14 protein-coding genes and 2 riboswitches are annotated in these 15,976 nt (G+C 68.0%); of the genes, 7 read left to right on the forward strand and 7 right to left on the reverse strand.

What is annotated here, in order from left to right; genetic code table 11:
* A complete protein-coding gene (locus tag ACFXIV_RS33585) occupies window positions 1-855 on the reverse strand; it encodes an NAD(P)H-binding protein (RefSeq protein ID WP_379399997.1) in 855 nt (284 codons plus the stop codon).
* Between the two features lie 162 nt (window positions 856-1,017).
* Here ACFXIV_RS33585 and ACFXIV_RS33590 point away from each other — a divergent pair, with 162 nt between their 5' ends.
* The 5 genes from ACFXIV_RS33590 to ACFXIV_RS33610 are packed head-to-tail and all read left to right on the forward strand — an operon-like array spanning window position 1,018 to window position 5,591.
* Window positions 1,018-2,112 carry a methyltransferase gene (locus tag ACFXIV_RS33590; RefSeq protein ID WP_379399995.1) on the forward strand — a complete coding sequence of 365 codons (1,095 nt, stop codon included), beginning with the start codon at window positions 1,018-1,020 and terminating at the stop codon, window positions 2,110-2,112.
* On the forward strand, window positions 2,081-3,124 hold the full coding sequence (locus ACFXIV_RS33595; RefSeq protein ID WP_379399993.1) for a phosphotransferase family protein: 1,044 nt from the start codon (window positions 2,081-2,083) through the stop codon (window positions 3,122-3,124). Before ACFXIV_RS33590 ends, ACFXIV_RS33595 begins: the two co-directional genes overlap by 32 nt.
* Window positions 3,121-4,146: an MsnO8 family LLM class oxidoreductase gene (locus ACFXIV_RS33600; protein ID WP_379399991.1), complete on the forward strand. Its 1,026-nt coding sequence runs from the start codon at window positions 3,121-3,123 to the stop codon at window positions 4,144-4,146. Before ACFXIV_RS33595 ends, ACFXIV_RS33600 begins: the two co-directional genes overlap by 4 nt.
* Window positions 4,143-5,261: an LLM class flavin-dependent oxidoreductase gene (locus ACFXIV_RS33605; RefSeq protein ID WP_379378528.1), complete on the forward strand. Its 1,119-nt coding sequence runs from the start codon at window positions 4,143-4,145 to the stop codon at window positions 5,259-5,261. The genes ACFXIV_RS33600 and ACFXIV_RS33605 overlap by 4 nt, the downstream gene beginning before the upstream one ends.
* A 30-nt stretch (window positions 5,262-5,291) precedes the next feature.
* Window positions 5,292-5,591, forward strand: a complete 300-nt coding sequence (locus tag ACFXIV_RS33610) for a muconolactone Delta-isomerase family protein (RefSeq protein ID WP_354838102.1) — start codon at window positions 5,292-5,294, stop codon at window positions 5,589-5,591.
* 57 nt (window positions 5,592-5,648) lie between these two features.
* Here ACFXIV_RS33610 and ACFXIV_RS33615 read toward each other — a convergent pair whose 3' ends face one another.
* Genes ACFXIV_RS33615 through prpD form a run of 4 tightly spaced genes read right to left on the reverse strand, consistent with a single transcriptional unit; the run spans window position 5,649 to window position 10,140 of the window.
* Window positions 5,649-6,521: an alpha/beta fold hydrolase gene (locus ACFXIV_RS33615; RefSeq protein WP_379399989.1), complete on the reverse strand. Its 873-nt coding sequence runs from the start codon at window positions 6,519-6,521 to the stop codon at window positions 5,649-5,651.
* Window positions 6,522-6,554: 33 nt separating this feature from the next.
* Window positions 6,555-7,724: a bifunctional 2-methylcitrate synthase/citrate synthase gene (locus ACFXIV_RS33620; RefSeq protein WP_379399987.1), complete on the reverse strand. Its 1,170-nt coding sequence runs from the start codon at window positions 7,722-7,724 to the stop codon at window positions 6,555-6,557.
* Window positions 7,724-8,638 (reverse strand): methylisocitrate lyase, encoded by a 915-nt coding sequence (gene prpB / locus ACFXIV_RS33625; RefSeq protein WP_379399985.1) that lies wholly within the window; start codon window positions 8,636-8,638, stop codon window positions 7,724-7,726. The genes ACFXIV_RS33620 and prpB overlap by 1 nt, the downstream gene beginning before the upstream one ends.
* Window positions 8,638-10,140, reverse strand: coding sequence for a 2-methylcitrate dehydratase PrpD (gene prpD, locus ACFXIV_RS33630; protein WP_379399983.1), 1,503 nt, complete (start codon window positions 10,138-10,140; stop codon window positions 8,638-8,640). Before prpD ends, prpB begins: the two co-directional genes overlap by 1 nt.
* Before the next feature lie 154 nt (window positions 10,141-10,294).
* Here prpD and ACFXIV_RS33635 point away from each other — a divergent pair, with 154 nt between their 5' ends.
* Window positions 10,295-11,713, forward strand: a complete 1,419-nt coding sequence (locus tag ACFXIV_RS33635) for a short-chain fatty acyl-CoA regulator family protein (RefSeq protein ID WP_379399981.1) — start codon at window positions 10,295-10,297, stop codon at window positions 11,711-11,713.
* Window positions 11,714-11,722: 9 nt separating this feature from the next.
* Here ACFXIV_RS33635 and ACFXIV_RS33640 read toward each other — a convergent pair whose 3' ends face one another.
* Together ACFXIV_RS33640 and metE are read right to left on the reverse strand one after the other, a co-directional pair.
* The gene (locus ACFXIV_RS33640; RefSeq protein WP_379399979.1) at window positions 11,723-12,724 is read right to left on the reverse strand and encodes a methylenetetrahydrofolate reductase; all 1,002 of its coding nucleotides are present in this window, start codon (window positions 12,722-12,724) and stop codon (window positions 11,723-11,725) included.
* 100 nt (window positions 12,725-12,824) lie between these two features.
* Window positions 12,825-15,083: a 5-methyltetrahydropteroyltriglutamate--homocysteine S-methyltransferase gene (gene metE / locus ACFXIV_RS33645; protein WP_379399977.1), complete on the reverse strand. Its 2,259-nt coding sequence runs from the start codon at window positions 15,081-15,083 to the stop codon at window positions 12,825-12,827.
* 136 nt (window positions 15,084-15,219) lie between these two features.
* Window positions 15,220-15,449: riboswitch (cobalamin riboswitch) on the reverse strand.
* A 124-nt stretch (window positions 15,450-15,573) separates the two neighbouring features.
* Window positions 15,574-15,716, forward strand: a riboswitch (cobalamin riboswitch).
* Between the two features lie 38 nt (window positions 15,717-15,754).
* On the opposite strand from metE, the gene ACFXIV_RS33650 reads away from it, so the two are divergent.
* A complete protein-coding gene (locus ACFXIV_RS33650; protein ID WP_357003714.1) occupies window positions 15,755-15,970 on the forward strand; it encodes a CbtB-domain containing protein in 216 nt (71 codons plus the stop codon).
* The last annotated feature ends 6 nt before the right edge of the window (window positions 15,971-15,976 follow it).

A 15,976-nucleotide genomic window follows, 5' to 3' on the forward strand; every position in this document is an offset into this window, starting at 1 on the left:
TCACGAATCGCCGAGGAACCTCGCCCGGTGGTCGCGCACGAACTTCTGATAGCTGATCGGCGGTGTCCCGGTGAGTATTTCGACGTCATCGAAGATCCGGCCCCGGACCGGGCCCGCGGCGGCACGGGCGGCGGTGACCGCGTCCGCGACCGCCGCGGGCACCCGGCGGGCCAGCCACTCCCGCTCCTGGTCGATCGAGATCTCCCGCACGGCGATCGGCCGGCCGAGCACCTCGGCGAGGACGGCCACCTGCGCACGCGGGCTCACCGCCTGCGGGCCGCTGAGCCGCAGCACCGGTGCGCCGGCGGGGTCGGTCTCCGCAGACAGCGCCCGGGCTGCCACCCGCCCGATATCGCGGGGATCGAGGTGGGCCGCGGGCAGATCGGGCAGCGCCACCTCGACCACGCCGGTGCCGAGAATCGAAGGGATCCACGCGAATGTATTGGAATAGAACCCGTTCGGCCGCAACACGATCGACGGAATACCGGACTCGACGGCCACTCGCTCGCCCGCGGCATGCCAGCCGCCGAGCGCGCCGTCCGGATTCTCGTCCACTGCCAGCGACGAGACCGTGACCACCCGCCGCACGCCCGCCGCCACGGCGGCCGCGACCACGGTGGCGTCCTGCCTCGCCTTCAGATGGCCGGAGGTCGCGATGAAGACCGAATCCACGCCCTCCAGTAGCGGATCCAGTGTGCGGGGAACATCGAGGTCCCCGGCCACGAATTCCACGCCCGCCACCGGGGCGGTCCGGCCGGGCTCCCTGGTCAGGGCGCGAACCTTCGCGCCCCGCCGCGACAATTCCCGCACCGCCGCGGTGCCGACGATACCGGTGGCTCCGACCACGAGAATCATTCGAATCATCTCCCTTGCAACGCGATTCACTGCGACGGCGGGAGCGTATCCGGCAATTCGGGCGCACCGTCGAATGCCGGATCCACGCTCCAGAGATCCTCCAGGAGCCGTGCAGTAGCGCTTTCTACGGTCGATTCCGACGCCAAACCTCAGGAGAACTCGATGAGTCACGTCTCCACACCGCTGATCCCCGCTCCCGGTGAGAACCTCGACAACACCGATTCCGGTGGATCGCCCGCACACATTCTCGGCCTGGTCTCCGGGGCCCGCCGCGCCCAGGTGGTGCTGGCCGCGGTGGAGCTGGACCTGTTCACCGCACTGGCCGAAAAGGAGCTTCCGGCAGCCGAAATCACCGCGATCACCGGAATTCGACCCGAGTGGTCGCGCGATTTCCTCGATGCCGTCGCCACCACCGGACTGCTCATCACCGATCATGGTCGTTACGCGAACAGTCCCGATGCGCACCGTTATCTGGTACGTGGCCGTCCCCACTATCTCGGCGGATTCCTGCGTTTCCTCGACAAGACCCTGCATCCGGCCTGGACCGGGCTCGCCGCCAGCCTGAAATCCGGGAAGCCGGCCAATTCCGATGCGGCGGACGGTGATCCATACGGCACGCTGTTCAGCGACGCCGACGATCGTCGCGCCTTCTTCGAGGCGATGGATGTGCTCAACGCCCCCATCGGCGCGGCGCTGTCCCGGCTGGACTGGTCGCAGCGCACCACCTTCGCCGATATCGGCGGCGCGCGCGGAAATATCGCCGCGGAACTGGTGCGAGCCCACCCACACCTCACGGCACAGGTCTTCGACCTGCCCGAGGTCGAACCCGAATTCGACGCCCACATCACCGAACTGGGGCTGACCGACCGGATCGCGTTCCGGCCCGGCGACTTCTTCACCGATCCGCTGCCCGGCGCCGATGTGCTCATTTTCGGGCACGTCCTGCACAACTGGCCCGTCCATCGGCGGCAGCAGCTCATCGCCGCCGCCTACGCGGCGCTGCCGGAGGGCGGCACCATCGCCATCTACGACCCGGTGCTCGATCCGGTCGGCCCCACCCCACCGGCCTTGCTCGCCAGCCTGAACATGCTGGTGTGGTCCTCCGGCGGCAGCGAGTACACCGTCGCGGAGGCCGAAACCTGGCTGCGTGCGGCGGGATTCGTTGATATCGCCGCGGCCCCGCTCGGTCCGACATCCACGCTCATCACCGGCGAAAGGCCACATCATGGCGGTGCCACTGCAGCGATCGCCGAATAGCACCCGGGATCTGGTGCTGGGCTGGCTGTCCCGCACCTCGACCGGGTACCGCATCGATCCGGACAGCGTCGATATCTCGCTGCCGCGCAACGGTTTCTCGGCGGAGACCATTCAGGTGACCGCGCGCGATGTCGCGGGCGGCACCCACCGTTCGATCATCCGGGTCGGCGCCACCGGAGAGAGGATCTATCCCACCGAATCGATTGTGGCGCAGGCCGATGCGCTGCGGGCGGTTCGCCGCCACAGCGATGTGCCCGTGCCCGAGGTGCTGGCCGTCGAACCCGATGCCACCGTGCTGGGCGCGCCGTTCTTCCTGATGGAGTTCGTCGACGGCCGGGTCCCGCCGGACTTTCCGTCCTACCACCGGTCGGGCTGGGTCGCCGACCTGGTGCCCAGCGAACGCACGGCGGTCTGGTGGGCGGCCCTGACCGCGCTCGAACGACTGCATTCGATCACGGCGGACACCGCCGATCTGCCCGATCTGGGTCCTGCGGGTCCCGCTGCGCAGGTGCGGTATTGGAGCGATGCGCTGGACTTCTATCGCTGCGCGGACGATCCGGTCATCCGGCGGGCCGAGCGGTGGCTGGCGGGCAATATTCCGGTCCACCGGTCGCCGTACGTGCTGCTGTGGGGTGACGCCAGGCTCGGCAACATCATCTACCGCGATACCGAGGTCGCCGCCCTCGTCGACTGGGAGATGACCGGATACGGCGAACCCGAGAGCGATCTCGCCTGGTTCCTGTACCTGGACCGGCATCTGAGCCGGGGGATCGGCGCACAGCGACTGTACGGGCTGCCCGACCGGGACCGAACTGTCGAGGCGTACGCCGCGCTGTCCGGCCGGACCCTGCGGAATCTCACCTTCTACGAGGTGCTGGCCGGATTCAAATTCGCGCTCATCACCGCGGCGGTGACGCGCCGCGCGGAGCGCACCGGACTGCCCTCGGATACGCCATTTCCCTTGCACCGCAATGCGGTAGCCCTGCTCGACGAAACCCTGGAGGCGCTATGACCATCAGATTGTCCATCCTCGACCAGGCTCCGGTCCCCGAGGGCACGCCCCAGTCGCAGGCCCTGGCCAATTCTCTCGACCTCGCCCGCCACGCCGAACGCTTCGGCTACACCCGCTACTGGGTCGCCGAACACCATGCCATGTACTCGCACGCCATCTCGGCGCCCGAGATCCTGGTGACCGCGATCGCCTCGGCGACCTCGACGCTTCGGGTCGGATCGGGCGGGGTGCTGCTCACGCACTACAGCCCGTTCAAGGTGGCCGAGACGTTCCGGACGCTGACGGCCCTGCATCCGGGCCGCATCGACCTCGGCATCGGACGGTCCACGGGCGCCGACGAGGTCGAAACCCTCGCGCTGCGACCGGTGCCCGAGGCCGGATGCGGACCGTCGATCGACGCGAAGGTCGAACAGCTGCGCGCGTATCTGGCCGGCTCCCCGGCCGTCGACGGGGCGCGCCGCGCCCCGGTCGCGGTCCCGCTCGACGCGCCCGCACCGGATATCTGGCTGCTGGGCAGCAGCCCCGGAAGCGCCGTGTCGGCGGGCCGGGCCGACATCGACTACGCGTTCGCGCATTTCATCAATCCGGGGGCGACCCGGGAGTCCATCGAGGCGTACCACCGGCTCGCGCCCGGGCGGTCGCCGATCGTCGCGATCACGGCGGTGGTCGCTGATACCGAGGCCGAGGCCGCACGACTGTACTCGGCCCAACGCGCGGTGCGTAATCGGTTGTTCCGCAACGATGTCCGGCCGATTCCGGAGCCGGACACCGCATTGGCGGAGCTGGCCCGCTACGGCGACATCCTCGAAAACGAGAACTTCGAATGGCCCCGGTACTTCTGGGGCACGCCCGACCGGGTCGGTGACCGAATCCGTTCGCTCGCCTCGAGTCTCGACGTCGAGGAGATCATCGTCGTCACCACGGTGCACGACCATCAGGCGCGGGTGCGCAGTTATGAACTCCTGGCCGCCGAGTTCGCGCTGCCGGCCGCCACCTCTTCACTCCAGGACGTGACGCGATGAAGTTCGGCATCAATCTCTTTCCCACCGTCGGCCCGCACGACCAGGCGCCGGTCGACTACTACGATCACGCGCTGTCGATCGCGGTCTATGCCGAAGAGCTCGGCTACCACCACGTCAAGACCGTCGAGCACTACTTCTTCGAATACGGCGGCTACAGCCCGGATCCCACCACCTTCCTGACCGCCGTCGCCGCCCGGACGGAGCGGATCCGGCTGATCACCGGCGCTGTGGTGCCCGCGTTCGATCATCCGATCAAACTCGCAGCGCGGCTGGCGGTGCTGGACAACATCAGCCACGGGCGGCTCGATGTCGGTGTCGCACGTGGATTCCTGCCGGACGAGTTCGCGGCTTTCCAACTGTCCCTGGATGATTCGCGGCCACGGTTCGACGCCACCGTGGCGGCGATCGTCGAGCTGTGGACGGGATCCGATGTGACCATCGACAACGGCTTCCACTCGTTCGGGCCGGTGACGCTGCAGCCGCGTCCGTTTCAGAGTCCGCACCCGCGCATCCTGGTGGCCACGGCGATCACCCCGGAGTCCGCCGAGCGGGCCGGTGCAGCCGGGTACGGGCTGCTGCTGGTGCCGTCGATCAATCCGCGGGAGAAGGTGCAGGACATCATCGCCAGGTATCGGGTGGCCCGGGAAGCCGCCGGATTCGACCCCGCCACAGCCGAAGTGCATCTGAGCTACAGCTCGTTTCTCGCCGACGACGCGGACGAGGCGCGCAGCCTCGGCGAGCAGTTCGCGAACACCAACCACCGTGCGCTGGCCCGGGCCGTCTCCGGCTGGTCGACCGCCCGCAGCACCCAGTACGAGGGGTACGAGAAGATCGTCGACCGGGTCGCGGGCGGGACCTTCGCCGCCCAGCTCGCCGCCGACAAGACCATAGTCGGTACGCCGGCCCAGGTCGTCGATCAGATCGCTCGTATCAGAGAGGCGTTCGGCGACGTGACGATCAGCCTGCAGACGCCGCCCAGCACCGCGCCCGAGGCCGTCGTGCGGCGCTCGGTGCAACTCTTCGCCGAGGACGTGCTGCCGCACTTCTCGACGCCCGTCGCACTCGACGGCACAGCTCCCGGCGTCGCGGCGGCGGCTGTCGCGCCGGGCCGATAGAAAACACCCGCATCAGAAGGAGTTTCGAGCATGGCGCTCTTCGCCGTCTTCACCAAGCAGCACCCCATCGGCATCAGCGCCGACGAATTCCGGCACCGGCTGCCGGAGGGATTCGCACACCACGTCGATCTCGTGAAGCGTGGCATCATCAAGCACAGCTGGATCATTGCCGGACAGTCCGGCGGGCTGAATGTCTACGAGGTGGCCAGCCACGAGGAACTCACCGACGCGCTGTACGGCAACCCGCTGTCCTCGCACCTGGAATTCGAGGTCTTCCCGCTGTCGGACCCGGGTGGGTTCGATGTCGACGAATTCGCCACGCGGGACTAGGACAGGCGAAAGCGGGGTGGTCACCGATCGGTGACCACCCCGCTTTCGCGCATGCGGCTATCGGCCGCGGGCCAGGAACGTCTCGACGACGGAGCTGAACTCGGGCGCGTTGTCGACCCACGGATAGTGGCCCGCTCCCGCGATCGACACATGCGTCGCGACCGGGAACAGCGCGGCGGCGGCGTTTCCGGCCTCCACACCGGTCAGCGCGTCCGCGGCGCCCGTCACGACCAGGACGGGTGCGGTGACCTGCCCGAACGTCGGCAGGAAGCGTTCGGGCTCGGTGCGATCGCCATTGCCGTGGAAGTGCTTCCACGCCTCGAGCGAGAACTGTTCGCGCTGTGTCGCGGCATGCGCGCGCTGCCGCTCACCCCACCCGCCGTACGCGGCCGGGACATAGCGGTCCAGTAGGTCGAGCACAGCCTCGGGCGAGTCCTGCGGCCCGGCCGCTGCCAATTCCCCGGCAGCGGTACGCACCTCGTCGAACCACGGCTCGTCCGCGCGGGCATTCAGCAGGCTCGCGATATCGCCACCCCCGCCGAAGAAGTCCGGTCCCGGCACGACCAGCACCAAGCGGGACACCCGATCCGGATGATGCCCGGCGTACACGGCCGCGACCACCGCCCCCGACGAGTGGCCGAGCACATCGATCGTCTCCACCCCGAGATGGGATCGCAGCGCGTCCACGTCCCGGGCGAGCGACGGATAGGCATACTTGGCCGGATTGTCCGGGGCCGCAGTGGATCCCGTACCCCGTGCGTCGTACCGAATCAGGGTCCGGCTCGCGGCGAGGCCCCCGAGGTCCTCGAGATACCGCGAATCCCGCGGTCCGCCCGGCACCACGACCAACGGTGGCCCCGATCCGATCGCCTCGAACGCCAGCTCGGCCCCATCGAACGACACTGCGGTGCCATGAGTCGAAGTAGTCATAGCCCGAACCTACGAACCCCGGGTCCACTCTCCCTACGCCCTCGCTACAGCCCCGCTGGAAGCCTTGCGGCAACTGCGTCTGGCGACGACGGAACGTTGTGGGACGCCGACGTATTGGCTCAGGGGGCGGATCAGGGCGTTGGAGGCGCTCTGTTCGATGATGTGGGCGGTCCAGCCGGTGATGCGGCTCATGACGAAGATCGGGGTGAAGGACTCGATGTCGAAGCCGAGCAGGTAGTAGGCGGGGCCGGTGGGGAAGTCGAGGTTCGGCTTGATGCCGGTGGCCTCGTTCATCGTGCGTTCGAGGATGTCGTACATCCGCACCCAGGTGCCGCCGTCGGTGGCGGCGGCGATGTCGAGGAAAGCCTTTCTCATGGTAGGCACCCGGGAGTCACCGTTCTTGTAGACCCGGTGGCCGAAGCCCATGACCTTTTCCTTCTTGGACAGCTTGTTGCGCATCCACTCCTCGGCCAGCGCCGGATCGCCGATCTCGAGCATGTCGTGCATGACCGCCTCGTTCGCCCCGCCGTGCAGCGGACCTTTGAGTGCGCCGATGGCGGCGGTGACGGCGCTGTAGATATCCGAGAGTGTCGAGGTGACGACGCGGGCGGCGAAGGTGGAGGCGTTGAAGCTGTGCTCCGCGTACAGGATCAGCGAGACTTCGAACGCCTTCACCAGTTCAGGTGCCGGGATCTTGCCGAAGCACATGTTCAGGAAGTTCTCGGCGAAGCCCAGATGTGAGTGCGGCGCAATGGGATCCAGGCCGTGGCGGCGGCGGTGATCGGCGGCCACGATGGTCGGCAGCACCGCCATCATGCGAAGTGCCTTGGCGCGGTTGGCTTTCGTCGAGTTGTCGTCCTCAGCGGGATCTTCGGCGCCGAGATAGCTGATGGCGGTGCGTACCACGTCCATGGGGTGGCAGTTGTCGGGCAGCTTGGCCACCAACGACAGCAGCGAGCGGTCCGCGCGCCGCGAGGCACGCTCCTGCTGCAGGAACTGCGCCAACTGGGTGTCGTTGGGCAGTTCTCCGTACCAGAGCAGGTAGGCGACCTGTTCGAAGCTGCAGTGCGCGGCCAGATCCTGGACCGCGTAGCCGCGATAGGTCAGAGAGTTGGTTTCCGGCACCACCTTGGAGATCGCGGTGGTGTCGACGACGACGCCGGCGAGACCCTTGTAAATGGTCGGTATCGCGGTCTCCGTCATCACTGGTTCCTTCCCAGAGTGAAATTGAAGATGTCGGAATCGAATTCGTTGTAGCGCTCGTACTGCAGCAGCTCGTAGAGACGGCTGCGGTGTTGCATGCGATCCACCAGCCCCGACTGGGTTCCGCTCGCCGCGATCTCGCGCAGCCCGATTTCCGCGGCGAACATGGCCAGCCGCAGCGTGGTCACCGGGTAGATGACCGCGTTGTAACCGATCGATTCCAGCGTCTGGGCCGGAATCAGTTCGGACTTGCCGAACTCGGTCATGTTGGCCAGCAAGGGAATCGACACCGCAGCCCGGAACTTCTCGAAGTCGGCCTCGGTGTGCAGCGCCTCGGTGAAGATCAGGTCGGCACCGGCGTCGGCGTAGGCCTTGGCCCGGTCGATGGCCGCGTCCACGCCCTCGATGCCCGCGGCGTCGGTGCGCGCGCAGATCACGAAGTTCGGGTCCCGGCGGGCAGCCACGGCCGCACGCAGGCGGCGCACCATGTCGGCGGTGGGCACCACGGCCTTGCCGTCGAGGTGGCCGCAGCGCTTGGGATTGACCTGGTCTTCGAGGTGCAGCCCGGCGATGCCGGCGTCCTCCATGACCGTGACGGTGCGCGCGGCGCTCATGGGTTCACCGAATCCGGTGTCGGCGTCGATGAGCACGGGCAGGTCGGTGACCCGGGCGATCTGCTGACCGCGCCCGGCCACCTCGGTCAGCGTGGTGAGCCCGATATCGGGGAAGCCCAGATCAGCGGAGAGCACCGCGCCGGAGACATACACGCCCTCGAAGCCGATCTCCTGAATCAGCTTGGCCACCAATGGATTGAACGCACCGGGGAACCGCTGAATCGTGCCGGAGCTCAGCCCCGCTCTGAACGCTGCGCGCTTGTCTGCGGCCGAGGTGGCGGCGGCGAGCAGGCCGGTCATCAGAACAGCCCCTTCGGCGACCGGGGCGCGCGGGCGAGCACGTCCGACGAGACGGTGAACGTGAGCTCCGACAGCTCGCCCGCGGACAGCTGGCCCGCGCGCTGGGCCACCTCGAGGAAGCGGTCCTGCTCGGCGGGCGCGATGACACCCTCGGCGAGAGTGCGGAACTTGGCGAGGTATTGATCCCGGGCGAAGGGACGCGCGCCGAGCGGATGCGCATCGGCGACGGCCAACTCGTCGATGATCACCTCACCGCTCTTCAATGTCACCTCGGCGCGGGCGCCGAACGCCTTCTCGTTCGGGTCTGTCGAGTGGTAGCGCCGCGTCCACTCCGGATCCTCGGCGGTGGAGATCTTGTTCCACAGCTCGATCGTGTCCGGACGCTGCGCGCGTTCCGGCGCGTAGGAGCGCTCGTGATGCCAGGTGCCGTCCTGCAGCGCCACCGCGAAGATGTACATGACGGAGTGGTCCAGGGTTTCGCGAGAAGCCTTGGGGTCGAACTTCTGCGGATCGTTCGACCCGGTGCCGATCACGTAGTGGGTGTGATGGCTGGTGTGCAGCACGATCGACGCGATCTGATCCAGGTCACCGATCCGCTCCCGCATCCGCCGCGCCAGATCGATCGGGGCCTGGCTCTGGTATTCGGCCGAGTGCTCCTTGGTGTACGTATCGAGAATCGCGCGCTTGGGCTCACCCGGACCCGGCAGCGGCACAGAGTATTCCGCGTTCGGGCCGCCCAGCAGCCAGGCGATCACACCGTCCTCCCCCTCCCAGATCGGTGCGGGCGCGCCCTCGCCGCGCATGGCGCGATCCACGGCCTCCACTGCCATCTTCCCGGTGAAGGCCGGCGCGTAGGCCTTCCAGCTCGAGATCTCACCCTTGCGGGACTGACGGGTCGCGGTGGTGGTGTGCAGCGCCTGGCCGACGGCCTGATAGATGGTCTCGGTGTCCAGGCCGAGGAGCGTGCCGATACCCGCGGCCGCCGACGGTCCGAGGTGGGCGACATGGTCGATCTTGTGCTCGTGCAGGCAGATCGCGCGCACCAGGTCGACCTGGATCTCGTAACCCGTTGCCAGACCGCGGATCAGGTCCCGGCCGGTGCGTCCGGCGTGCTGCGCGACGGCCAGGATCGGCGGGATGTTGTCCCCCGGGTGCGAGTACTCGGCGGCCAGGAAGGTGTCGTGGAAGTCGAGTTCGCGCACCGCGACCCCATTGGCCCACGCCGCCCACTCCGGGGAGTACGAGCCCTCGACCCCGAATACGGTGGCGCCCGGCCGGTAGGGGTGGGCCAATGCCTGCGCACGGGCATTGGCGACCGGGCGGCGGGTGATCGAGGCCGCCGCGACCGCCGCATTGTCGATGATCCGGTTGACGATCATCGCCTCCACCTCCGGAGCGACCTCCACGGCATCCGCGGCAACCTCGGCGATCCGCCAGGCGAGGTGCTCCTCACGGGGGAAGTGCTCGGCGGAGCGGTGGGTACGGACGAGATGATGCTTCACTGTCGGAGTCCTCCAGGGCGTCGATTTCACCGGTATATTTCGCACGCTACACAGCGCTGTATTCGACCGAAATACCCCGCAAATGCCGATTTTTGTGGAACCGGCCCCGCGAATTTGTAAAAGTTGTGAAAATAGGAATTGCTAGATTGAGCCCATGCAGAAGATGTACGCGGGCGCGCGATTGCGTACGGTCCGGGAACAGCGGGGGTTCACCCAGTCGGCCTGGGCCAAGGCGCTCGGGTTATCCGTGAGCTACGTCAACCAGCTCGAGCACGACCAGCGCCCGCTGACCGTGCCGGTGCTGCTGCGCCTCAATGCCCGGTTCGACCTCGATATGGGGTTCTTCGCCGCGGACACCGATGCCCGGCTCATCGCCGACCTGCAGGATGTCTTCGCCGAGGACCCCGAGGGCGCAACCATCACCACCGCCGAGATGGACGACCTTGTCGCCCGCGTCCCGGCGGCCGCGCGCCTGCTGGTCGGCCTGAACCGGCGACTGCGCGGGGCCACCGAGCAGCTGGAGCGCTTCTCCGCCGGAATCGACAGGGACGCAAGAGGTTCCACCGCCTTGCCCTACGAGGATGTGCGCGACTACTTCTACGATCGCCGCAATCACATTCCGGTCCTCGACAGCGCGGCCGAGGAACTGTTCGCGTGCAACGGTCTGAGCCTGGGCGGGCTGGATCTGCAACTGAGCCGGTTGCTGCGCGAACAGCACGGCATCGCGGTGACGATCCGCACCGACGACCCCGGCGCGCCCGGGCCCAAACGGGTCTACGATCCGGCCGCCCGGGTGCTGACACTGGCCCGACGGCTCACCCCCGGGCAGCGTGCCTTCCAATTGGCCACGCAGCTGGCCTTCCTGACCCAGGCCGAGCCCATCGCCGCATTGATCGACGAAGCCGAGGCCATGCCCGAGCACTCGCGCGGGCTGCTCCGCATCGGGCTGGCCAACTACTTCGCGGGCGCGCTCGTCCTGCCCTACACCCATTTCTGGGATGCGGCCGAAACCCTGCGCTACGACATCGAATTGCTGGCCGCGATGTTCGAGGTCGGCTTCGAGACCGTCTGCCATCGCCTGTCCACGCTGCAGCGCCCGGGCAGGCGTGGGGTGCCGTTCTTCTTCGTGCGCACCGACCGCGCCGGCAATATCTCGAAGCGGCAGTCCGCCACTGCCTTCCACTTCTCCCGGGTGGGTGGCAGCTGCCCGCTGTGGGTGGTGCACGAGGCGTTCTCGACGCCGGGGAGCATCCGCACCCAGATCGCGCAGATGCCCGATGGGCGCAACTATCTGTGGCTGGCCCGGACCACGGATGAGCGGACACCCGGATACCTCTCGCCCAAAAGAGATTTCGCCATCGGGTTGGGCTGCGATCTGGCCTATGCCGACAAGCTCGTCTACTCGAGCGGACTGGCCGTCGACGACCCGAGCACTGCGGTCCCGATCGGCGCGGGCTGCAAGGTGTGCGAGCGCACCGACTGCGCCCAGCGCGCCTTCCCGCAGCTGGGTCGCCCGATTCGGGTGGACGACAACAGTTCCCAGCACATTCCCTACGCGCCGACCGTGGCGTAGGGCCGCGGGTCAGGCGCTCAGGGGCGCGGCGGTCACCTCGTAGCCCAGATTGGTCAGCACCTCGGTGGTCGCCTTGGCGAAGTTGAGGGTGATGAAATGCAGGCAGGGCGCGCCTTCGGCGATCAGGCGCTGCGCCATCTCCGTGGCGATCTCGATACCGGCCGCGCGCACGGCGGCACGATTCTCCTCCGGACCGTCGCCCGCCGCCTTCCGCAGGCGCTCCAGCACCGTGGCGGGCAGCTCGCGCCCGGACAGCTCGACCGCGCGCCGTACCGAGCGCAGCGAGGTGATGGGCATCAGTTCGGGAATGATCGGCTTGGCGCCCTCGACCGGATCGAGCTGCAGCACCCGGTCGCGCAGGCGCAGATAGTGCTCGGGGTCGAAGAACATCTGTGTGATCGAATAATCCGCTCCGGCACGGAGTTTCGCGGCCAGGAACGCGGTATCGATATCCAGGTCGGGGGAGCGGTGATGGCCCTGCGGGAACGAGGCCACCCCGACATGGAAGTCGCCGAGATCCCGCACGATCCGCACCAGCTCCTCGGCGTACTCGACGCCGTCGGGATGCTTGCGCCAGTCACCGAGCGGGTCGCCCGGCGGGTCGCCGCGCAGCACGAGAATATTGCGGATACCGCAGTCGGCGTACGCGCCGACCAGCGCGCGCAGTTCGGCGACGCTGTGACCGACCGCGGTCAGGTGCGCGACCGGCAGCAGCGTGGTCTGCTGCGCCAGTTGCCCGGTGATGCGCGCGGTGCGGTCCTTCGTGGAACCGCCTGCCCCGTAGGTCATGGAGACGAAGGCCGGGTGCATGCGCTCGAATTCGCGTACCGTGCGCCACAGCCGCGCCTCCCCGGCGGCATCGCGGGGTGGATTGAATTCCACCGAGAAGGGCACCCGGGGGCCGGAGTGCGTGCGCAGGCTCCGCACGACCGACGGTACTCCGGTGACTATCGGTGAGATCCGGGTCGAGCGCCCGGCGATCGAACGGTTCCGTTCGAGTGGGGAATCCATGATGACCTCGTGGAAGGGATTGTGGCGCGGCCGATGCCGCGCCGATGGGAGAACGACGTCACGCCGGGGCGCCCGCGATGTGGAGCGCCCCGGCGCGTGGTCAGCGCAGCGCCTGTGCCGCCGCGACCAGGTTGCGCAGCGAGGCGGTCACCTCATCGGTGTGACGCGTCTTCAGACCGCAGTCGGGGTTGACCCAGAGCCGTTCGGCCGGAACGGCTTTCAGCGCCAGGATCAGCGACTGCTCGATCTCGTCCGGGCTCGGCACGCGCGGCGAGTGGATGTCGTACACGCCCGGCCCTACACCCAGGTCGAAGCCTGCGGCAGTGAGGTCGTCGAGCACCTCCATATGGGAGCGCGCGGCCTCGATCGAGGTGACGTCGGCGTCCAATTCCGCGATGGCGCCGATGATCTCGCCGAACTCCGAGTAGCACAGGTGCGTGTGGATCTGCGTGGCGTCCGTGACTCCGGAGGTCGCCAGCCGGAACGCGTCCACCGCCCAGTCGAGGTAGGCGGGCTGGTCGGCGCGGCGCAGCGGCAGCAGTTCCCGCAGCGCGGGCTCGTCCACCTGGATGATGCCGATACCCGCGGCCTCGAGGTCCACCGTCTCGTCCCTGATCGCCAGCGCTATCTGGCGTGCGGTGTCCGCGAGCGGCTGATCGTCGCGGATGTAGGACCACGCCAGGATGGTGACCGGCCCGGTGAGCATGCCCTTGACCGGCTTGGCGGTGAGCGACTGCGCGTAGGTGCTCCAGCCGACCGTCATGGCCGCCGGGCGCACCACGTCGCCGAACAGGATCGGGGGCCGGACGCATCGGGTGCCGTAGGACTGGACCCAGCCGTTCACGGTGGCGGCGAATCCGTCGAGTTGCTCGGCGAAGTACTGCACCATGTCATTGCGTTCGGGCTCGCCGTGTACCAGCACGTCCAGGCCGATTTCTTCCTGCAGCGCAACGACTTCGGCGATCTCGTCCCGCATCCGCGCTTCGTACTCGGCCCGATCGATCTCCCCGCGCGACAGTTCCGCGCGCGCTACCCGGATTCGGCCGGTCTGCGGGAACGAGCCGATCGTCGTGGTCGGGAGCAACGGCAGGTGCAGTCGCTGCTGCTGGAGGGTCCGCCGCTCCGCAGCCGGGGCGCGCCGGACGTCGGTTGCACCGGCCACGCGCGCCCGCACGGTCGCGTTGTGCAGTCGAGTGTCGGATCGCCTGTCCCGCACGGCCGTTCGCGCGATCTCCAGCTGCTCGCCGACCGCGTCCTGCCCCTCGTGCAGGGCGCTCGCGAGCATCCGGATCTCCGCGACCTTCTCCGCGCCGAAAGCCAGCCACGAGCGCAGCCGCGGCTCCAGCGCCGTCTCGGCGTCCAGGCTGTAGGGAACGTGCAGCAGCGAGCAGGAGCTCGATACGGCGACCTGGGCGCCGCCCTCGCGCAGGGCGGCCAGCCGGGGCAGCGCGCGATCGGGATCGACGCGCCACACGTTGTAGCCGTCGACGATGCCGGCCACGACGAGCGTGTCCCGAAGCGACTGCGCCGCAGCCACATCGGCGTCGCCGCCTGCGACCAGATCGACGGCGATGCCCTCGACACCGGTCGCCGCCAGCACCGGCAATGCCTCACCCAAGCGGCCGAAAGACGAGGCCACCAGGAGCGCCGGCCGTGCGGACACCTCGGCCAGCCGGCGATAGACGGTGTGCACCAGCGCCAGTTCGGTCTCGCTCAGGTCGGTGACCAGCACCGGTTCATCGAGCTGCACCCAGCGCGCGCCCGCCTCCGCCAGCAGGCCCAGTAACTGCTCGTACAGCGGCAGCAGATCCGGCAGCCGGTCCAGCAGGTTGCTGCCGTCCACCGATTTGGCCAATTTCAGGAACGTGATCGGTCCGACGATCACGGGACGGGCTGGAACACCCAGTGCCAGCGCCTCTTTCAGCTCGGCCAGCGGCTTGGCCGGATGCAGCGAGAACTCCGTCGCGGCCGAGAGCTCCGGCACCAGGTAGTGGTAGTTGGTGTCGAACCACTTGGTCATCTCCAACGGTGCGACCTCGGCGGTGCCGCGCGCCGCGGCGAAATACCGGTCCAGCTCGTCCTCGATGCCGCGCACCCGGTCCGGCAGCGCGCCCAGCAGCACCGCGGTGTCGAGCACATGGTCGTAGTACGAGAAGGTCCCCACCGGAACCGAATCCAGGCCGGTGTCGCGGATCCGCAGCAGCTGTGCGGCGCGCAGACCCGCCGCGACGTCGTGCAGCGTGGCGGCGTCGATCCGCCCCGCCCAGTACGACTCGATCGCGCGCTTGAGCTCGCGGTTGGGCCCGATACGCGGCAATCCGAGCACCGTGGCGGTGAAAGTATTGTCAGGGTTCAGCATTGATGAACTCCTTGGTCAGTAGCCGATGGCCGCCGCCCTTAAGAACGCACGCTGACGGAGCCCGCAAAGCATCGATCCCGTGCCCAGGTCCCACTCGGCGTACCGCCCAATCCACGAGGCGACGACCGCCGGATACGGCGTATCCGGCACAACGGGCAGGTCTTCGGACTCGTGGGCATCGACCCGGAAGGGTCGGCCCCGGCGCTCGAGGCCCGGGGTTGGTCCTACTGGCCGTCGCTTCCCAGGCATCATTTCTTGCGCCCAGTGCGAATGACGGCTGTCGTTCCCACTCACCGCTGCGGGACAGTCCCGGATTCTCACCGGGTTCCCTCTCACCCGCTCGGCGCGCGAACGCACCGCCGGGCTTCGACGCCATCGGATGGATCAGGGGCTCCTCGACTCCACCTCCGGCGAACCAGCTGCGATGGCGAATATAGCGAAGGTTCTCACGAACCCGTTGCGCGGCCGGTGCGATCCCATCAGGTGGACCCGGATTGACCAGCGGGGATGTGTCTTCGTATGGTGAATCGACGATGTCCTGAGGAATCCGGTGCAATTCCGGAGCGGTCGCGCCACTGTGAGCATCCCGGTAGGGGTGCGAGTCAGACCCTCGCATCGTGAATTCGATCGACTGTGGGGACGCGAAATCCCCCTGACTCAAAGGGGTCACCGTGGCTACGTCCTACGCTCCTCGTTCCGGTCTCGGCACCGGCGCGCTCGCCCTCCCCACCACCGCCCTGTGGCTGGTCGGCACCACCGTTCTCGCGCTGCTCGCGATCTACTTCATCGGCATCGACCAGGGTGCGGTGTCGATCTTCGGCAGTGACATGCACGTCCACGAGTTCGTGCACGACGGACGGCATTTCCTCGGGTTCCCCTGCCACTAGTCGCGG

This window comes from Nocardia sp. NPDC059236 (genome assembly GCF_042754085.1).
Taxonomy (GTDB): domain Bacteria; phylum Actinomycetota; class Actinomycetes; order Mycobacteriales; family Mycobacteriaceae; genus Nocardia.